This window comes from Pseudomonas sp. 910_23, from assembly GCF_052850795.1.
The window spans coordinates 392,709-407,868 of the sequence record NZ_VXCZ01000002.1 but is presented as its reverse complement, the minus strand read 5'-3'; the positions used below and the strand labels follow the sequence as shown (position 1 = coordinate 407,868).

The following is a 15,160-nucleotide window of genomic DNA, read 5'->3' as shown; positions in this document are numbered from 1 at the left end:
TAACTCACCGGGGTTGCACTGGAGTGTAGACAAGGGACAGGCAGGTTGCTGGCAACTCGCCATATTGGCGACTGGCGGAGATGTTCTTGCCATTGGAAAATTTGTGGGAGGGGCGGTGTTGATTAGTGCGGTGGGTAGTTGGAAAGGATTTTGGTCACCGTACTGCGGATGGCCTTGCTGCGATCTTCCGGATTAGGCGTGCTGGCCATCATTTGCTCGTCGCTGCCGCGCCACACCAGTTTGCCGTCCTTGTCGTCGAGCAGGTCGATCTGGATGGTCGCCACTTTATAGGTGATGTTGCGCGTTTCGTTGTACATCGGCGCGCCCCAGTAGCCATTCCATGGGCCGCCCCAGGCGCCGCCGTAGTTGGTGGTGACTTGTTGCTGGCGGTCTTCGACGATCAGGTACGCCTGTACATTCAGGTCGGCCTTGGTACCTGCCGCTGCCGGGCGCAGGCCGCGTTGGTCGAGTTGCTCGCCCACGGCCTGGCGGATGCGCTGCTCGGTAAGGTCGCTCTTGATCCGCGGGTCATCGGGGCGGTACTGCAACGCCGGGTCTTTCCAGGCCCAATTGCGGTAGGCGCCAAAGTCGCGGCTGGCGTCGAAATCGTGGTTGACCTGGTTGCTCTGGCAACCGCCCAGCAACACAACAACAGCAAGTGCAGCGATGCGACCCAACATGATGTTCTCCAGAAAACGACATGAACCTGAAATGAGAATAGCTGCTAACTGGGCGGATAGGCAGCCATTGCCTTCTGCATCGCCTTGCGCAAGCTATCGGCGCGCTCACTCAGGCTGCCCTGGCTGGTGGTTTCTGCGCTGGTGCTCCACACCGGCTGGCGGGTGCGGGCGTCGAACAGGCTGATGCGCGCCACCGCCACCGTCACTTCATAGGTGCGTACCACAGGCACTGTGTTGTACATGCCATAACCGTTGCCATAGCGGTTGTAGCCACTGTAGCCATACCCGTAATCGTCCTGGACCTGGCGCAGGCGCTTCTCCAGGCGCACATCGGCACTCACCAGCAGGTCGGGCACACGGTTGTCATGCAAGGGGCGCAGGCCGCGCTGGTCGAGGGCGCCGCTGACCGCCTCGGCAATCTGTGCCGAATCGGCCCAGGCCGTACCCGCCGGCAGTTGGCCGTTGAGCCAGCCCCAACTGCGATAGGCGCCATAGTCGCGTACTGGTGCCGGATAGGCGCTGGCATCCAAGGTCGTGGCCGCCTGCGCCGGAGCCGGCGGCATCGGCGCTGAAGCGGCGACGTAAGGGTTGGGGCTGGAGCACGCCCCCAGCCCCAGGGATAACAGGATTAAACCGAGACGACGCATTTCGACCTCCGCAGACTGGGCCGCTTAAACCGGACGGCAGATCCAGTGCAAATAACGCCCAAGCCCGGCAAAGCTTGGGTGACGACGATGAGCGAGCTCCATCTCCAACAAGTCCTGCAAATCGGCGCGGGCCTGGAATTCCATCGGCATGTAGTCGTGAAACACCCGCACCCCACTCTGGCTTTCGACCTGCCACAACCCTTCGAGTTGCGCCGCCAATTCCCGAGGGTCGAGCGGTTGCTGCGGCGTGAGGCTCTGCTTTTCACCGGCCATGTCGTTCTTGCGCATTTTGCGAAAGTGGCCTTTGAGCAGGTTGCGGTAAATCAACGCATCGCGGTTGTAGAAAGCCAGGGACAACCAGCCGCCGGGCAGCGTCAACTGATGCAGCACCGGCAGGATGGCATGGGGTTCGGCCAACCATTCCAACACCGCGTGGCACAGCACCAGATCGTAAGGCTCGGTGAGTTGGCCGAGCAAGTCTTGCCATGGCGCATGAATAAACGTCGCACTTTGGCCGGCGTCGGCAAAACGTTGGCGCGCACCGTCGAGCATCGGCTCAGCGGGTTCAGCCAAGGTCACCTGGTGGCCGCGCTCGGCCAGCCACAGCGACATATGCCCCAGGCCCGCGCCGATATCCAGCACGCGCAACGGACGATCAGGCAACGCTTCAAGCAAGTCAGCCTGAAGCACCGCCAGGCGAATCGCGCCCTTGGCGCCGCCATAGATTTTCTCGGCAAAACGCGTGGCCAACTGGTCGAAATGACGATCACTCATGGGCAAACCGCCGCTCGCTGTCGGCCAACTTGGCACGCACCACTTCATTCATGTCCAGGCCCAGCTCACTGCACAGCAACAGCAAGTACAGCACGATGTCACCGACTTCCTGGCCCGCATGGGCGAGTTTATCGGCGGGAAGCTGGCGGGATTGGTCTTCAGTAAGCCATTGGAAGATTTCCACCAGTTCGGCCATTTCCACACTGGCGGCCATGGCCAGGTTTTTCGGGCTGTGGAACTGCTTCCAGTCGTTGGTATCGCGGCTGCGATGCAGGCGTTCGGTGAGGTGTTCGAGGTTCATTGGGGGGCTCCTGAATGGGTATAGCTTCAGGGGGATGGGGATTGAAGGCAAGTGAATAGCGGTGGTGTTCTCAAGGGCGCTATCGGGAGCAAGCCCCCTCCCACACTTTGATTTGTGAACACATTTCAAAATGTGGGAGGGGGCTTGCTCCCGATGAGGCCCTAATCAACCACGCTAAACTCGAGCCTGGCGGTTTGACCGGCCTCATCCAACACGCTGAGCTGATAGCGCCCCAGCCGCTCAAAACTGGCATTGATGCTGTCCTGATTGGCGCTGTCCCCCAAGGGTGCGCCGTTGAGAAACCACCAGCGCCGACCGCTGCCGCCCAACGCGGAGATTTTCAGGCGCAAGGCTTGTTGGCTGGCCGCGGGCAGGCGCAACTGGTCGCCCTCGCGCACGCCCACAATGGACAATGGCGAAGCCGCAGCCAGCGCCGGTGGCGGGCAATCCGGGTCAGGCGCAGGAATGCGCGCTTCACGGCGTTCAACCCTTGGCAACCAGGGCTCCAGCGGCGCTGGCCACAGGGCAATATGCCTCGGCACCGCGCCAGGGCAATGGGCATCAACCCGCAAGCCCTTGGCATTGACCCAGATGCTCTCCATCAACCCCACGCTCAAGGGTTGATCCAATGCCTGCAAGGTCGGCGGTGTGGTGTTGTCCAGGGTCCAGGCAAACCGCTGGCGCCGGCAATTGGGGTTACTGCGGGCCATGGGCTGGCCCAGCGGCCAACAGATTGCCGCCACGCCGATATTCGCCGGCACCGGTTTGACCGGGGCACTGATGCCGCGTTGGCTGTCGCGGTTGGTCAGCACGTCATGCACCTGCAGCATCAACGGCGCCGCCGACGCCAGGCCGAACTGGCCCGGCACGGGTGTGCCATCGGGCCTGCCAATCCAGACGCCGATCAAATAACGCGGGCCCACGCCAATCGCCCAGGCATCGCGAAAGCCATAGCTGGTGCCGGTTTTCCACGCCAGCACCGGGCGTTGCACCAGCTCGGCACGCGGGTCGCGGTCGGGCCGTGCCTGGCCGCTGAGGATGCGCCGCACAATCCACGCAGCCCCCGGCGACAGCAAAGGCCGCTCCCTGAGCGCATCCTCCGGCTGTAGTCGCAACGTCGCGCTTTTGCCGTCACGGGCCAAGGTGCTGTAGCCGCTCACCAGGTCCTCCAGGCGACTGCCCGCGCCGCCGAGGATCAGCGCCAGGTTCGGCTCGGCCAGCGCCGGCAGCGCCAACGGCATGCCGCCGATGCGCATCTGTGCGGCAAAGCGCTTGGGCCCGTAGGCTTCCAACAGTTGCACCGCCGGCAGGTTCAACGAGCTGGACAGCGCCGTGCTCGCCGGCACCGCCCCGGTAAAGCCCATGGAAAAGTTGCCCGGCCGATAATCGCCGTAACGCCGGGGCACGTCCTGCAACAGGGACTCGGAGTGAATCAAGCCGTCGTCCAACGCCATGCCATACAGGAAAGGCTTCAGGGTCGAACCGGGCGAGCGCAGCGCACTGATCATGTCCACATGGCCAAAACGCTTGGTGTCGTTGATATCCACCGAGCCCAGGTAGGCGCGCACCGCCATGCTTTCCTCTTCCACCACCAGAATCGCTGCCGAGGTGTGTTCCGGCAGGCGTGCACGCCAACCCAGCAGGAGGTCTTCGAGGCGGCGTTGCAGGGTGGCGTCCAGGGTGGTGCGAATCAGCGGCGGGCTGTCGGGGCGGTTCAGACGCCGCGCCAGCAACGGCGCCAGGCTCGGTTCCAGGCGCGGCGCGAGCAGCAGCGGTTCTTGCAGGGCTTCATCGACCGCAGGCTGCGGCCACACCTTGAACTCGGCGAGGCGGCGCAGCACTTTGTCGCGGGCCTCCTGGGCACGTTGCGGATGACGGTCCGGGCGCAAGCGACTGGGCGCCTGGGGCAATACCGCGAGCAAGGCGGCTTCGGCGTGGGTCAGTTGTGAGGGCGACTTGCCCAGATACGCCCAACTCGCCGCTGCCACGCCCTGCAGCGTGCCGCCGAAGGGCGCACGATTGAGGTAAAGGTTGAGGATTTCGTCCTTGGACAGGTGCCACTCCAACTGCGCGGTACGCCACAGTTGACGCAACTTGCCATGCAGGGTGCGTGAATGCGGGTCGAGCAAACGCGCCACCTGCATCGACAAGGTACTGCCGCCGGACACCACCCGTGCACCGGTCAGGTTTTGCCAGGTCGCGCGTACCAGCGCTAGCGGGTTTACCCCGGGGTGTTGGTAAAACCAGCGGTCTTCGTAAGTGAGCAGCGCGTCGAGATAATACGGCGACACCTCGCGCGTCTGCACCGGGTAGCGCCATACGCCGTTGGCATCGGCAAATCGCCACAGCGGCGTGCCATCTTCGGCCAGCACCACACGGGCCAGGTCGTCCTGGGGCAGGGGCAATGGCCAGATACGATCGGCCAGCCATAGCACGGCGATTACCAACAGCAGGCTCGCCAGGGTCCAGCGGGCAACAAAACGCAAATTCAAGCGGCTAAACCTCTATGCTTGTAGGGAACTAGCCACGCCCCATCGCGACAAAAGGCTCAGTGCTGGCAATTTCGTCCACTTATTCATCGAGACACACCTATGCAAGCAGACTTTTTTGGATGGCTGGGTAACACACTCGGCTTGATCATCCACTACATCATCGAGTTCTTCAGTGGGCTGTTCAATATGCTATCCAACGCCGGCGGCAACTTTGTCGATGGGATGTCTCGAGCGCTAGGCATGGACACCTCGATCATCAGCATCATCACCCTGATCGTCGGGTTGCTCTTCTTGTACTCGGCGGTACGCGCCTTTATGCGGGCCTCGATCATCGTGGGCATCATCTGGCTGCTGCTAGGCCTGTGGTTGCTGAGCTGGGTTGTGCACTGATTTATCTGACAGCCCCAATCCCTTGTGGGAGGGAGCAAGCCCCCTCCCACAAGAGTCCCCCACTTCAACTTCAGCGATCAGCGGCCCTTGATCACCATATCCGCCGGCGTCTCGCCCACCGCCTGCCAGTTCGGCCGATACATCGACTCCACTTGCGGCGGCGGCACGCGATAGGTGCCAGGCGTCACCGCACGTGCCAGGTACAGCAAGTGCGTGGTGCCGTAGCCGTCCAGGTTCATCGCCGCCACATAGCGATCATCCCTGAACTCCTGATGCTTGAGCGATGCGTTCTGCATCGACTCGCGCCACTCCTTCACCTGGCTGCTGGCGTTCTCCAGGCTCGCCGCGCTTTGTGCCAGGTTTTGGTTTTCCAGTTCCAGGCCGGCGGGCAGCAGGTCTACCACCAAGGCATCCGGCACGCGCTGCTTGGCACTGACGGCCAGGTGCACCAGCACCAGGTCGCCGCTGTCGAGGCTGCGCAGGTTCAACGGCTGGCCGTTCATGCCCAGGTATTCGCGGCGAATGCTCAGGTTCTCGCCGCCCGCTGCCGGTGGCAGTTGTGGGTAACCTGAAATAGTCAGCTGCTGGTAAACGGGGGTCTGGCCCTGATTGCTCAGGCTCAGGTCGCTTGATAGCAGCTTTTCATCCAGTTGCAGCGTGGACTGCTGGTTGTTCAGCTCCCGCGCCACGCCACTGCCGGTCAGCGACACCTGCCAGTCAGCCTCGGGCTGGGCGAAGCCGAGCCGCCCGGCCAGGAACAGCGAGTTGCGCTCCTGAGTCGACAGATACGGGCTGGCCGCCAGCTGGTCCGACAAGGTAAACAGGCGCTCTTCACGCTTGCCCTTGGCCAAGTCGTTTTCCTCCAGCAGCGCCAGGATCATCGCCTGATCGCGCAATGGGCTGCCGTAGTCGGCCAGCCATTCCTTGGCACTGCGCTGCGCCGCCAAACCGGCGAGCAAGGCTTGATCGGCACGCGGTTGATCGCCCATTTTTTGCAAGGCGATGGCCAACTGCACCAATGGCAAGCCGGAGCGCGCATCACTGCGGCGTTCGAACAGGCTGCGCAAGGCACCCAACGGCGCCTGCTGACTGCGCGCCAGCACCATGCCGGCGTAGGCCTGTACGGCAAAACGCGTGTGCTCGGCGTTGTCGCTGTAGTCGACTTCAATCAGGTTGCGTTCCTGCACATACCGCAGCAACCGCTCGCTGGCCTTCTTCAAGGCTTCAGGCGGTACGGCAAACCCCTGGTCGCGGGCGCGCAGCAGGAAGTCGGTGACATAGGCGGTCAGCCAATATTCTTCCTCGCCGTCAGCGCCCCACAAGCCAAAGCTGCCGTTGTAGCGCTGCATCCCCAGCAGGCGTTCGATGCCCAACTCGATCTTGCGTTTGCGCTCGGCATCCGGCTCACCCTTGATGCTCAGGCGCTTGAGCAGCGCATCATCGGCATACAGCGACGGGTACAAGCCACTGGCGGTTTGTTCCAGGCAGCCATAGGGGTAAGCCTTGAGCGCACTGATCTGTGCACCAAGGTTCAATGGCGGCCGGCTCGACAGGCTCAACAGCGCCTCACGCCCCGAGGCATCGAACTGATCGAGCGTGCCCGCCGGCAGGCTCCACGGCTGATCCTTGAGCACAGCGCGGTAATGCTTGAGCAAGGCCGGGTACGCCGGGCGCACGCCCAGGGTCCATTCGCGGCTGAACGGCGGCAGGTTTTCCCCCGGCAGGTCCAGGCCATTGACGGTGACCTTGACCTTGCCCTGGCCGAGACCGCCCCAGGCTTTTACCGGAATACGCAGGGTGGTGCGCTGGCCTTGCTTGAGCTCAACCGATTGCGCGCCGCCGTTGACCAGTTCCAACTGCCCTTGCGCGGTCAATTGCACATCGAGTTTCTGCGCCTTGCCCGACAGGTTGGAGAGGTCCAGGGCCAAGGTGGTCTGGTCGCCTCCCGCGAGGAAGCGCGGCGCCGAGAGTTCGGCAATCAGCGGTGCGGCGATGACCGTCTTGCCCTCGGCCATGCCATAGCGATCATCGCTCCAGGCCTGGGCCATCAGGCGCAGTTCGCCGTTGAAGTCGGGGATATTGACGCTGACTTCGCCCTCGCCTTTGTCGTTCAGGGTCACCGGCGCGCTTTGCAGGGCAACGATGGTCACGCTGGTGTCCGGGCGCTTGCCGCCTTTGGCCAACGCCGCGTCACCGCCAAATGCCAGGCTGGCGAGGCGCCCCTGGCCGGCTTCGATCAACTGGCCGTAGATGTCGAACTGGTCGACGCCATAGGCTTTGCGGCCGAACAGGCTGGAATACGGATCAGGCGTGGGGTATTCGGTGATATTGAGGATGCCCACATCCACCGCCGCCAGCAGCACATGCACCTGTTGGGGCACGCTGCCATCGGCGTTTTTGGCGGCGATCTTCACCGTCAGAGGTTGTTTGGGGCGCATTTTTTCCGGTGCAGTGAGGGTCAGGCCGAGTTTGCGCTGGGTACGATCCAGCGGCAGGTGCAACAGGCCCACGGCACGTTTGGGGGTGATATTGGCTTTGCGCTCGCCGGGGCGAATCACCAGGGCGCTCACATACAGATCATGGCGCGACCATTTCGGGTCGAGCTTCACCGCAAAGCTTTTGCCTTCGGCCGGTACGTCGATCTCCTGCCACCACAGCGGGCCTTCGGCGGATTCCACCAAGAGGTAGCCTTTACCGGCAGCCGGTGGCGTGACGGTGACATTGGCGGTGTCGCCATCGCCATAGGCCGGTTTATCCAACGCCAGCTTGACCTGGTCGGGGCGCACGGCGCCGCCTTCGGTGTTGTCCTGGGCCTGGTAGCCGGCCCAGAAGCGCACGCTGCTGACCAGTCCGGTCTGCGGGTCTTCCACCTCGACACGGTACGGGCCCCACTCCACCTGGAAGCTGACCTTGGCGGTGTCGCCGGCCTTGATGTTCAGGGTCTGCTCATCGAGGTTGAGGAATTTCTCGTTGAAGTGATAGCTCCAGCCATCGTTCTCCGAGTAGTTCCAGTAGTAGTCACGGCGCTCACGCACCAGGCGCACCTTGAGGTTTTGCGCAGCTAGTTTCTGACCGTCCTGGTTGGCCACCAGCACTTCGAATTCCACCGGGCCATCGCCATTGGTTTCCTTGCCGTCAAACAACCCGCGCAGGCCCGGCAATTGCTCGGCCGGCCAGATCGGCTGCACCAGGCGTCGGGTGATGGGCCGCCCGCCGGACTCTTGCAGGCTGGCTTGCACAATCAGTTGCAACGGGGATTTGGCCTCGGCCCATTTGCTTTCCAGGGTCAGCGCTTGCTCGCCGTTGGCGTCGAGTACGCTTTCGTCCAGTTCGAAATCCTGGCTCAGCTCTTCTTCAGTGACGGAACCGAACTGGTACCCCGGCAAGGATTTGACCGCCTCACGCAGCGGGCGCACATAGACCTGGCCGCTGACCCGATTGCCGGATGCCGGTGCGCCGTACAGATAGCGCCCATTGACCTGAATGACCGGGTTCTCCGCCGGGCTCAGTGCGGTTTCACTGCCCTTGAGTTCCAGTGCCAGGCGTTCGGGCAGGAAGTCTTCGACGAGGAATTCATACAGTTGCGGCTTGCCGTCACCCAGGTCAAATACCAACTGCCAGCGCCCGGTCGGTGCTTCGCCGGCCAGTTGCAGCGCGTATTGATACAGGCCCGAGGCATCCGCATCCCACACAAACTTGCGGCTCACCTGTTCATCCGGACGACGCACCTCGACGCTCACCGGCTGCGGCTTGACCGCGTTGCCATCCTTGTCGCGCAACAGCGCATTGAGCAGCACGGTTTCGCCGGGGCGATACAGGTCACGCGGGCCGAACACAAAGAACTGCAGCGGGTGGGACGGCTGCCCGCCGATATCGAACTCGGCCAAATCCAGCGCGGCGCTGTCCAGGCGCAACAGGCTGGTCTGCTCGCCTTGTTTGGCCAGCAACACCTGGGCTTTTTTCGGCAGTGGCAGCTCGGCGTGACCACCGTCTTCAGTCTTGCCCTGGCCGAGTACGCGGCCTTCCGCATCGAGGATTTCCAGTTCGACGCCGTTCAGTGCCTTGCCGCCTTCCAACGCTTGGGTAAACACATCCAGGCGATTGGCATAACGGTGCACCGACAGGCCGATGTCACTCAAGGTAAACAGCGTGGCCGGTTGCGAATAGTTGTAGGTGCCCGAGGCACGCATCACCGCCAGGTATACGCCCGGCTGCTGCAATTGCTTGAGGCCGGCAATCGGCAGCAGCAGGGTTTCGCGAGTGTTGCGTGCCGGGTTCAGATCGAAACGCCCACCGTAGACCAGCTCGGCCATTGGCAGCAGTTCACGGGACTCATAGCTTTGCAGACTGGTATTGCGCCCCCACTGCGCCAGGAACGACGGCAGGGATTCGGGCTTGATGCGGAAGAATTCGACGTCGATCTTGTCGACGTTCAGCGCGATCACCGGCAGGCCCTCGGCCAGGCGCGTCGGCAGCAACGTGCCACGGCTGGCGAAGCCCACGGTGGCTTGCAGGTCACGGGTTTCCAGGCGGGCGGTGTATTCGGCGGCGAGTGTGTTGTCGTTGACCGCCTTTACCCCGGCGTCCACCGTCAGCACCAACTTGCGCTGCGGCTCCAGGTGGCGCAGGCGCAACTCCATCAGGTTATCGGAAAGCTCCCAGGCGCCATCGACCTTGCCGGACTTGCTGTCCACCAAGTGCAGCTTGTCGGCGAACTTCTGATCCGGGTCCAGAGGAATGGAAAAACTCACCGACAAGGTGCTGGCCCCGTCCAACTGCACCTCGGACACGTCCACCACGCTTAACTCGCGCCCGGCATAGCGCTGCTTCAGCGCCGCCACGTCCACCGCTGCCTTGGCGGGTTTGGGCACTACGCTTGCCGCGGCGGGTGCCGTCGGTGCAGCGGGCTTATCGGAAGAATCACAGGCGCTCAGCAGGGCCAGCGCACAAGCGAGGAACAGTCCTTTGTTAAGCATGGGGCACTCGTAGTCAGAGGGAACCGAGGGGTGAACTATATATCAGCGCCGCGCTGGCTGCTGCGGTGCCGGTCACATTGACCGACGGAGGGAAGTTTGGTTCTGGGTGCCTTCCGGGCTAAACCAAATCCCACAAACAATGCAGTTCAAAATGTGGGAGGGGGCTTGCTCCCGATGGCGGTGTATCAGGTTAGAAATTCCTGGCCGATTCACCGCAATCGGGGGCAAGCCCCCTCCCACATGGATCTGCGGCGTGATGGGTGGACGGGTACAATGCCCGCTCCACCAAGGAGCCTTCATGACCGCCCTGCTTGCCGACTGGCGCCACCGCCCCACCCATCGCCGCGTCTGGGCCCTGGCCGCGCCGATGATCCTGTCGAATATCTCCGTGCCGCTGGTAGCCCTGGTCGACAGCATGGTCATCGGCCACCTGCCCCACGCCCATCAACTGGGCGCCGTGGCCGTCGGTGCCAGCCTGTATACCTTCCTGGCCTGGGCCATGGGTTTCCTGCGCATGGGCTCCACCGGGTTCGCCGCCCAGGCCGCCGGGCGCAAGGATGGCGCGGCGCTGCGGCAAATCCTGTTGCAAGGCTTGCTGCTGGCACTGGGGCTGGCGATGTTACTGGGCACGGTCGGTATTCCCCTGAGCCATCTGGCTTTGGAATGGATGCAGCCCTCCCCTGAACTGAACCAACTGACCCGCGAATTCTTCCACACCCGCCTGTTCGGCCTGCCCGCCGCCCTCGCCAGCTATGCGCTGGTCGGCTGGTTCCTCGGCACGCAGAACGCGCGGGCGCCGCTGGCGATTCTGCTGACCACCAACCTGGTCAACATTGCGCTTAACCTGTGGTTTGTACTCGGCCTGGACTGGGGCGTGGTTGGCTCCGCCCGCGCCTCGGTGATCGCGGAGTGGACCGGCGCGCTGCTCGGCCTGGCACTCACGCAAAAAGCCCTGCGCGCCTACCCTGGCCATATCGCCTGGGCCGCGCTGAAACTGTGGCAATGCTGGCGCCCGCTGCTGGCAGTGAACCGCGATATCTTTATTCGCAGCCTCGCCTTGCAGTCAGTGTTTTTCATGATCACGGTGCAAGGTGCACGGCTGGGGGACGCCACGGTCGCCGCCAATGCCTTGCTGCTCAATGGCCTGTTGCTGACGGCCCATGCGCTGGATGGCCTGGCTCACGCCGTCGAAGCCCTGTGCGGGCACGCCATCGGCGCCCACGACCGCCAGGCGTTGCGCCGCTCGTTGGTGGTTGCCTGCGGTTGGTCGCTGATCGCCAGCATCGGTTTCGCCCTGTTGTTCACCTTCGGCGGCCATCTGTTTATCGCTATGCAAACGGATATTCCCAGCGTGCGCGAAACCGCCGACATCTACCTGCCTTACCTGGCGGTACTACCGTTGATTGCGGTGTGGAGTTATTTGCTCGATGGACTGTTTATCGGCGCAACGCGGGCGCGGGAGATGCGCAATGGGATGTTGCTGACGGTGCTGTTGGTGCTGCCGATTGCCTGGGCGTTGCAGGGGTTGGGTAACCACGGGTTGTGGGTAACCTTCCTGCTGTTCATGGCGGTGCGCAGCCTGACACTCTGGGCGATAGCCTGGCGCTTGAATCGGCAAGGGCTGTGGCTGGGAGCAAACTGAAGGAATGCAGATCCAAATGTGGGAGGGGGCTTGCTCCCGATAGCTGAGTGTCAGTCAACAGATTCATTGACTGATCCACCGCTATCGGGAGCAAGCCCCCTCCCACATATATTACGAGGACAGGTACGAAGAACGGGTCAAGCCCAGGCGCAACGCATCCAGGAACTGGGTACGCTCGGACGCCGAAATCTTCGCACTCGCACACTTGTCGCGGTAATGCGTCATCAACTCCTCGGGCGACAAGTGCACATAGCGCAGCATGTCTTCGATGGTGTCGTGGGTCTCGATCCCGGCGCTGTACACCGAACCGTCTTCACGCTGGTAGATGTTCACCGAGTCGGTGTCACCGAACAGGTTGTGCATGTCGCCCAGGATCTCCTGATACGCGCCGACCAGGAAGATACCCAGCAGGTAGTCTTCACCTTCGTTCAAGCCGTGCACCGGCAGGCTGGTCTCGATGCTCTGCTCGTCGACGTACTGCTTGATCTTGCCGTCGGAGTCGCAGGTCAGGTCTTGCAGCACGGCACGGCGCAGCGGCTCTTCGTCGAGGCGGTGCAGCGGCAGGATCGGCAGGACCTGGCCGATGGCCCAGGTGTCCGGCAGGCTCTGGAACACCGAGAAGTTGCAGATGTACTTGTCGGCCAACTTGTCGTTGAGTTCGTCCAGCACCTGGCGATGCGAACGCTGGCGGGCTTTCAACGAGTTGTGCAGGCGGCGGCACACGGCGAAGTAGCACTGTTCGGCCAGGGCTTTTTCGGCCAGGGTCAGTTTGCCGTCGGCGTACTGGGTGGCCACGTCGCTCATGTAGTGGGTGGCGCGCCAGTAGGTTTCGGTGACCATTTCGATGTCGGTCGGACCGAGCAGGTCCACCAGCCATTGCACGGTTTCCGGCAGGCTTTCCTTGTTTTCAATGGTCGGGATTTCGTCGTTGTGCTTCTCGACGTCAGTGACTTGCACCACCAGCATGGCGTGGTGGGCGGTCAGGGAGCGACCGCTTTCAGAGAAGATGTTCGGGTGCGGCAGGCTCTGCGCATCGCAGAATTCCTTGAGCATGCCCACGACCACGCCGGCGTAGTCGTCCATGTCGTAGTTGATCGAGCTGGCGTTACGCGAGTGGGTACCGTCGTAGTCCACGCCCAGGCCGCCGCCGACGTCGATGTGGTCCACCGGCAGGCCGAGGTTGCGCAGTTCGCCGTAGTAACGAATAGCTTCCTTGAACCCGTGCTGGTAGTCGGCCAGGTTGGCGATCTGCGAACCCATGTGGAAGTGCAGCAGGCGGATGCCCTGGTCCAGGCCGGCCGCGCGGAAACGCTCGACCACCGACAGCAACTGCGCCGCCGACAAGCCGAACTTGGATTTCTCGCCACCAGTGTCCGCCCACTTGCTCGATGCCAGGGAAGACAGGCGCACACGCAGACCCACCTGAGGCTTGACCTTGAGGCTGGCGGCCTCTTCGATCACCAGCCCGACCTCGGATTCTTTCTCGATCACGATAAATACGTTGTGACCAAGCTTCTGACCCATCAACGCCAGGCGGATGAACTCGCGGTCCTTGTAACCGTTGCAGACGATCGTGCCACCCTTCGGCGCCAAGGCCAACACGGCCAGCAGCTCGGGCTTGGAGCCCGCTTCCAGGCCGATGGAAACGTTCTGGGTGGCGATGATGTTCTCGATCACCGCTTCCTGCTGGTTCACCTTGATCGGGTACAACGCGGTGTACTTGCTCTGGTATTCCAGGCGTTCGATATTCGAATCGAAGGCGCCGGTGAGTTGGCGTACACGGTCTTGCAGAATGTCGGGGAAACGCACCAGCAGCGGCAACGACAGGCCGCTTTTACGCAGTTGATCGACCTGCTCGTACAAATCGACCGGCGTGCTGTTCGGACCGTTGGGGCGGACTTCTACGCGACCGGCTTCATTGATCGCGAAATAACCGGCCCCCCAATGGCGGATCCCGTAAACACTGCGGCTGTCCGCAACTGTCCATTGGCTGCCATCGTCTTTGCGTGTGCGTCGTACGGACATCGAAGTCCCCTATAAATGAAGGCGAAGGCGCCACCTCAAGCGGAGGCTGGCGCAGTCTAAAGAATGAAAATGACGATTTGCCTGCAAGAAGGTCAGACCCCACTCGCAGGACAGAGTTTAGCCACAGGTTGGGAAGAGGCTTTCAGCCGCCGGACTTCTTGGCCTTGTAACCGAGCTTGATCAACTCGGCCAACAGCAGTTCGACGTGATCACCCTGAATCTCGATGACCCCGTCTTTCAACGCACCACCGGTGCCGCAGCGCTTTTTCAGCGTGGTGGCCAGCTCCTTGAGGGCATCTTCGGCCAGGGGCACGCCGGTGATGGTGGTCACCGTTTTGCCGCCACGGCCTTTGCTCTCGCGGCGTACGCGAGCAATGCCATCGCCTTCGGGAATCAGGGTCTGTTTGCAGGTACACGAATCCACGGGCTGACGACAGTCCGGGCAGTGTCGACCTGCGTCGGTGGAAAATACCAGGCCACCAAGGGCGGCGAAGGATGCGGCTTTTTTGGCCACCGGCAATCCTCTTGGGAGGATGAAGACTGATCGGCGCCGCAAAGGGCGGTGACCGACCGCGAAGCCCCACTCAGGCAGGGGCAGCGCTACCGAACCGCTAATGTGGTTCGGGTGAAAAGGCGCGCAGTGTAACGGCAAAAAGCGAAGTTGCTAAGAGCCAAATGGCGCCAATTTATGCAACTTTAGCGACGTGAGGCGAGATAGCGCCGCAGACCTTCCTGAGCATCCGGGCAATAGGGCTTTTGCTCGGCCTCGGCAAGCACCGTTTCGAGGGGCAGAAAGCGTGCCTCCATGACCTCTTCAGGCTGCAAACACAACGGGCCGTCCCATACGGCAGAGTAGGAAGTGCACCACAGGCGGCTGTCACCATCTTCAAAGTAAAAATGATCGTGCTCGACCAACTCCACTCCACTTACGCCCAGCTCTTCGGCCAACTCCCGCTGTGCCGACAGGGCATAGCTTTCCCCCGCCGCCACCATGCCGCCAGCCGCCGTATCCCAAAACCCCGGATACAGGGCCTTGCTCAAGGTGCGCCGGTGCACACACAGCTCGCCCTTGGAATTGAACAGAAAGATAAAGGTGCAACGGCCAATCAGGCCGCGCTGGCGCAGGTCGGACCTGACCAGGTGGCCGAGCAGCTTGTCCTGCTCGTCGACCCAGCAGATCAGTTCAGCATCGGAGGCCGCACGGTGTTCGGCCTCCTTTTGAGTAGCATCCAT

11 protein-coding genes are annotated in these 15,160 nt (G+C 62.4%); 2 read left to right on the top strand and 9 right to left on the bottom strand.

Annotation, left to right across the window (positions count from 1 at the left end; translation table 11 throughout):
* Positions 1-122: 122 nt before the first annotated feature.
* The 5 genes from FW800_RS03925 to pbpC all read right to left on the bottom strand — a co-directional run bounded on the left by FW800_RS03925 (position 123) and on the right by pbpC (position 4,894).
* A complete protein-coding gene (locus tag FW800_RS03925; RefSeq protein ID WP_446437003.1) occupies positions 123-680 on the bottom strand; it encodes a DUF4136 domain-containing protein in 558 nt (185 codons plus the stop codon).
* A 44-nt stretch (positions 681-724) separates the two neighbouring features.
* Complete coding sequence (locus FW800_RS03920) at positions 725-1,327, bottom strand: DUF4136 domain-containing protein (RefSeq protein ID WP_446437002.1); 603 nt, start codon at positions 1,325-1,327, stop codon at positions 725-727.
* Between the two features lie 24 nt (positions 1,328-1,351).
* Positions 1,352-2,101, bottom strand: a complete 750-nt coding sequence (locus tag FW800_RS03915; protein ID WP_078820191.1) for a methyltransferase — start codon at positions 2,099-2,101, stop codon at positions 1,352-1,354.
* Positions 2,094-2,402, bottom strand: a complete 309-nt coding sequence (locus FW800_RS03910; RefSeq protein ID WP_446437001.1) for a MazG-like family protein — start codon at positions 2,400-2,402, stop codon at positions 2,094-2,096. The genes FW800_RS03915 and FW800_RS03910 overlap by 8 nt, the downstream gene beginning before the upstream one ends.
* A gap of 161 nt (positions 2,403-2,563) precedes the next feature.
* Complete coding sequence (gene pbpC, locus FW800_RS03905; protein WP_446437000.1) at positions 2,564-4,894, bottom strand: peptidoglycan glycosyltransferase PbpC; 2,331 nt, start codon at positions 4,892-4,894, stop codon at positions 2,564-2,566.
* A 99-nt stretch (positions 4,895-4,993) separates the two neighbouring features.
* On the opposite strand from pbpC, the gene FW800_RS03900 reads away from it, so the two are divergent.
* Positions 4,994-5,284, top strand: coding sequence for a hypothetical protein (locus tag FW800_RS03900; RefSeq protein WP_032878103.1), 291 nt, complete (start codon positions 4,994-4,996; stop codon positions 5,282-5,284).
* A gap of 77 nt (positions 5,285-5,361) precedes the next feature.
* Here the strand turns inward: FW800_RS03900 and FW800_RS03895 are convergent, their stop codons facing one another.
* Positions 5,362-10,260 (bottom strand): alpha-2-macroglobulin family protein, encoded by a 4,899-nt coding sequence (locus FW800_RS03895; protein ID WP_446436999.1) that lies wholly within the window; start codon positions 10,258-10,260, stop codon positions 5,362-5,364.
* Positions 10,261-10,558: 298 nt separating this feature from the next.
* Between FW800_RS03895 and FW800_RS03890 the strand changes: the two genes are divergently transcribed.
* Positions 10,559-11,902, top strand: a complete 1,344-nt coding sequence (locus FW800_RS03890; RefSeq protein ID WP_446436998.1) for an MATE family efflux transporter — start codon at positions 10,559-10,561, stop codon at positions 11,900-11,902.
* Positions 11,903-12,013: 111 nt separating this feature from the next.
* Here the strand turns inward: FW800_RS03890 and speA are convergent, their stop codons facing one another.
* The 3 genes from speA to FW800_RS03875 all read right to left on the bottom strand — a co-directional run bounded on the left by speA (position 12,014) and on the right by FW800_RS03875 (position 15,160).
* Positions 12,014-13,927 (bottom strand): arginine decarboxylase, encoded by a 1,914-nt coding sequence (speA, locus tag FW800_RS03885; protein WP_005784410.1) that lies wholly within the window; start codon positions 13,925-13,927, stop codon positions 12,014-12,016.
* 142 nt (positions 13,928-14,069) lie between these two features.
* Positions 14,070-14,441, bottom strand: a complete 372-nt coding sequence (locus FW800_RS03880; protein ID WP_005784408.1) for a translation initiation factor Sui1 — start codon at positions 14,439-14,441, stop codon at positions 14,070-14,072.
* Positions 14,442-14,623: 182 nt separating this feature from the next.
* On the bottom strand, positions 14,624-15,160 hold the full coding sequence (locus FW800_RS03875; protein WP_032878106.1) for an NUDIX hydrolase: 537 nt from the start codon (positions 15,158-15,160) through the stop codon (positions 14,624-14,626).

What these genes read in the sequence shown, in the direction of transcription:
- FW800_RS03925 (WP_446437003.1), bottom strand. Translation starts at nt 680, where the DNA reads ATGTTGGGTCGCATCGCTGCACTTGCTGTTGTTGTGTTGCTGGGCGGT.
- FW800_RS03920 (WP_446437002.1), bottom strand. Translation starts at nt 1,327, where the DNA reads ATGCGTCGTCTCGGTTTAATCCTGTTATCCCTGGGGCTGGGGGCGTGC.
- FW800_RS03915 (WP_078820191.1), bottom strand. Translation starts at nt 2,101, where the DNA reads ATGAGTGATCGTCATTTCGACCAGTTGGCCACGCGTTTTGCCGAGAAA.
- FW800_RS03910 (WP_446437001.1), bottom strand. Translation starts at nt 2,402, where the DNA reads ATGAACCTCGAACACCTCACCGAACGCCTGCATCGCAGCCGCGATACC.
- FW800_RS03900 (WP_032878103.1), top strand. Translation starts at nt 4,994, where the DNA reads ATGCAAGCAGACTTTTTTGGATGGCTGGGTAACACACTCGGCTTGATC.
- FW800_RS03895 (WP_446436999.1), bottom strand. Translation starts at nt 10,260, where the DNA reads ATGCTTAACAAAGGACTGTTCCTCGCTTGTGCGCTGGCCCTGCTGAGC.
- FW800_RS03890 (WP_446436998.1), top strand. Translation starts at nt 10,559, where the DNA reads ATGACCGCCCTGCTTGCCGACTGGCGCCACCGCCCCACCCATCGCCGC.
- speA (WP_005784410.1), bottom strand. Translation starts at nt 13,927, where the DNA reads ATGTCCGTACGACGCACACGCAAAGACGATGGCAGCCAATGGACAGTT.
- FW800_RS03875 (WP_032878106.1), bottom strand. Translation starts at nt 15,160, where the DNA reads ATGGATGCTACTCAAAAGGAGGCCGAACACCGTGCGGCCTCCGATGCT.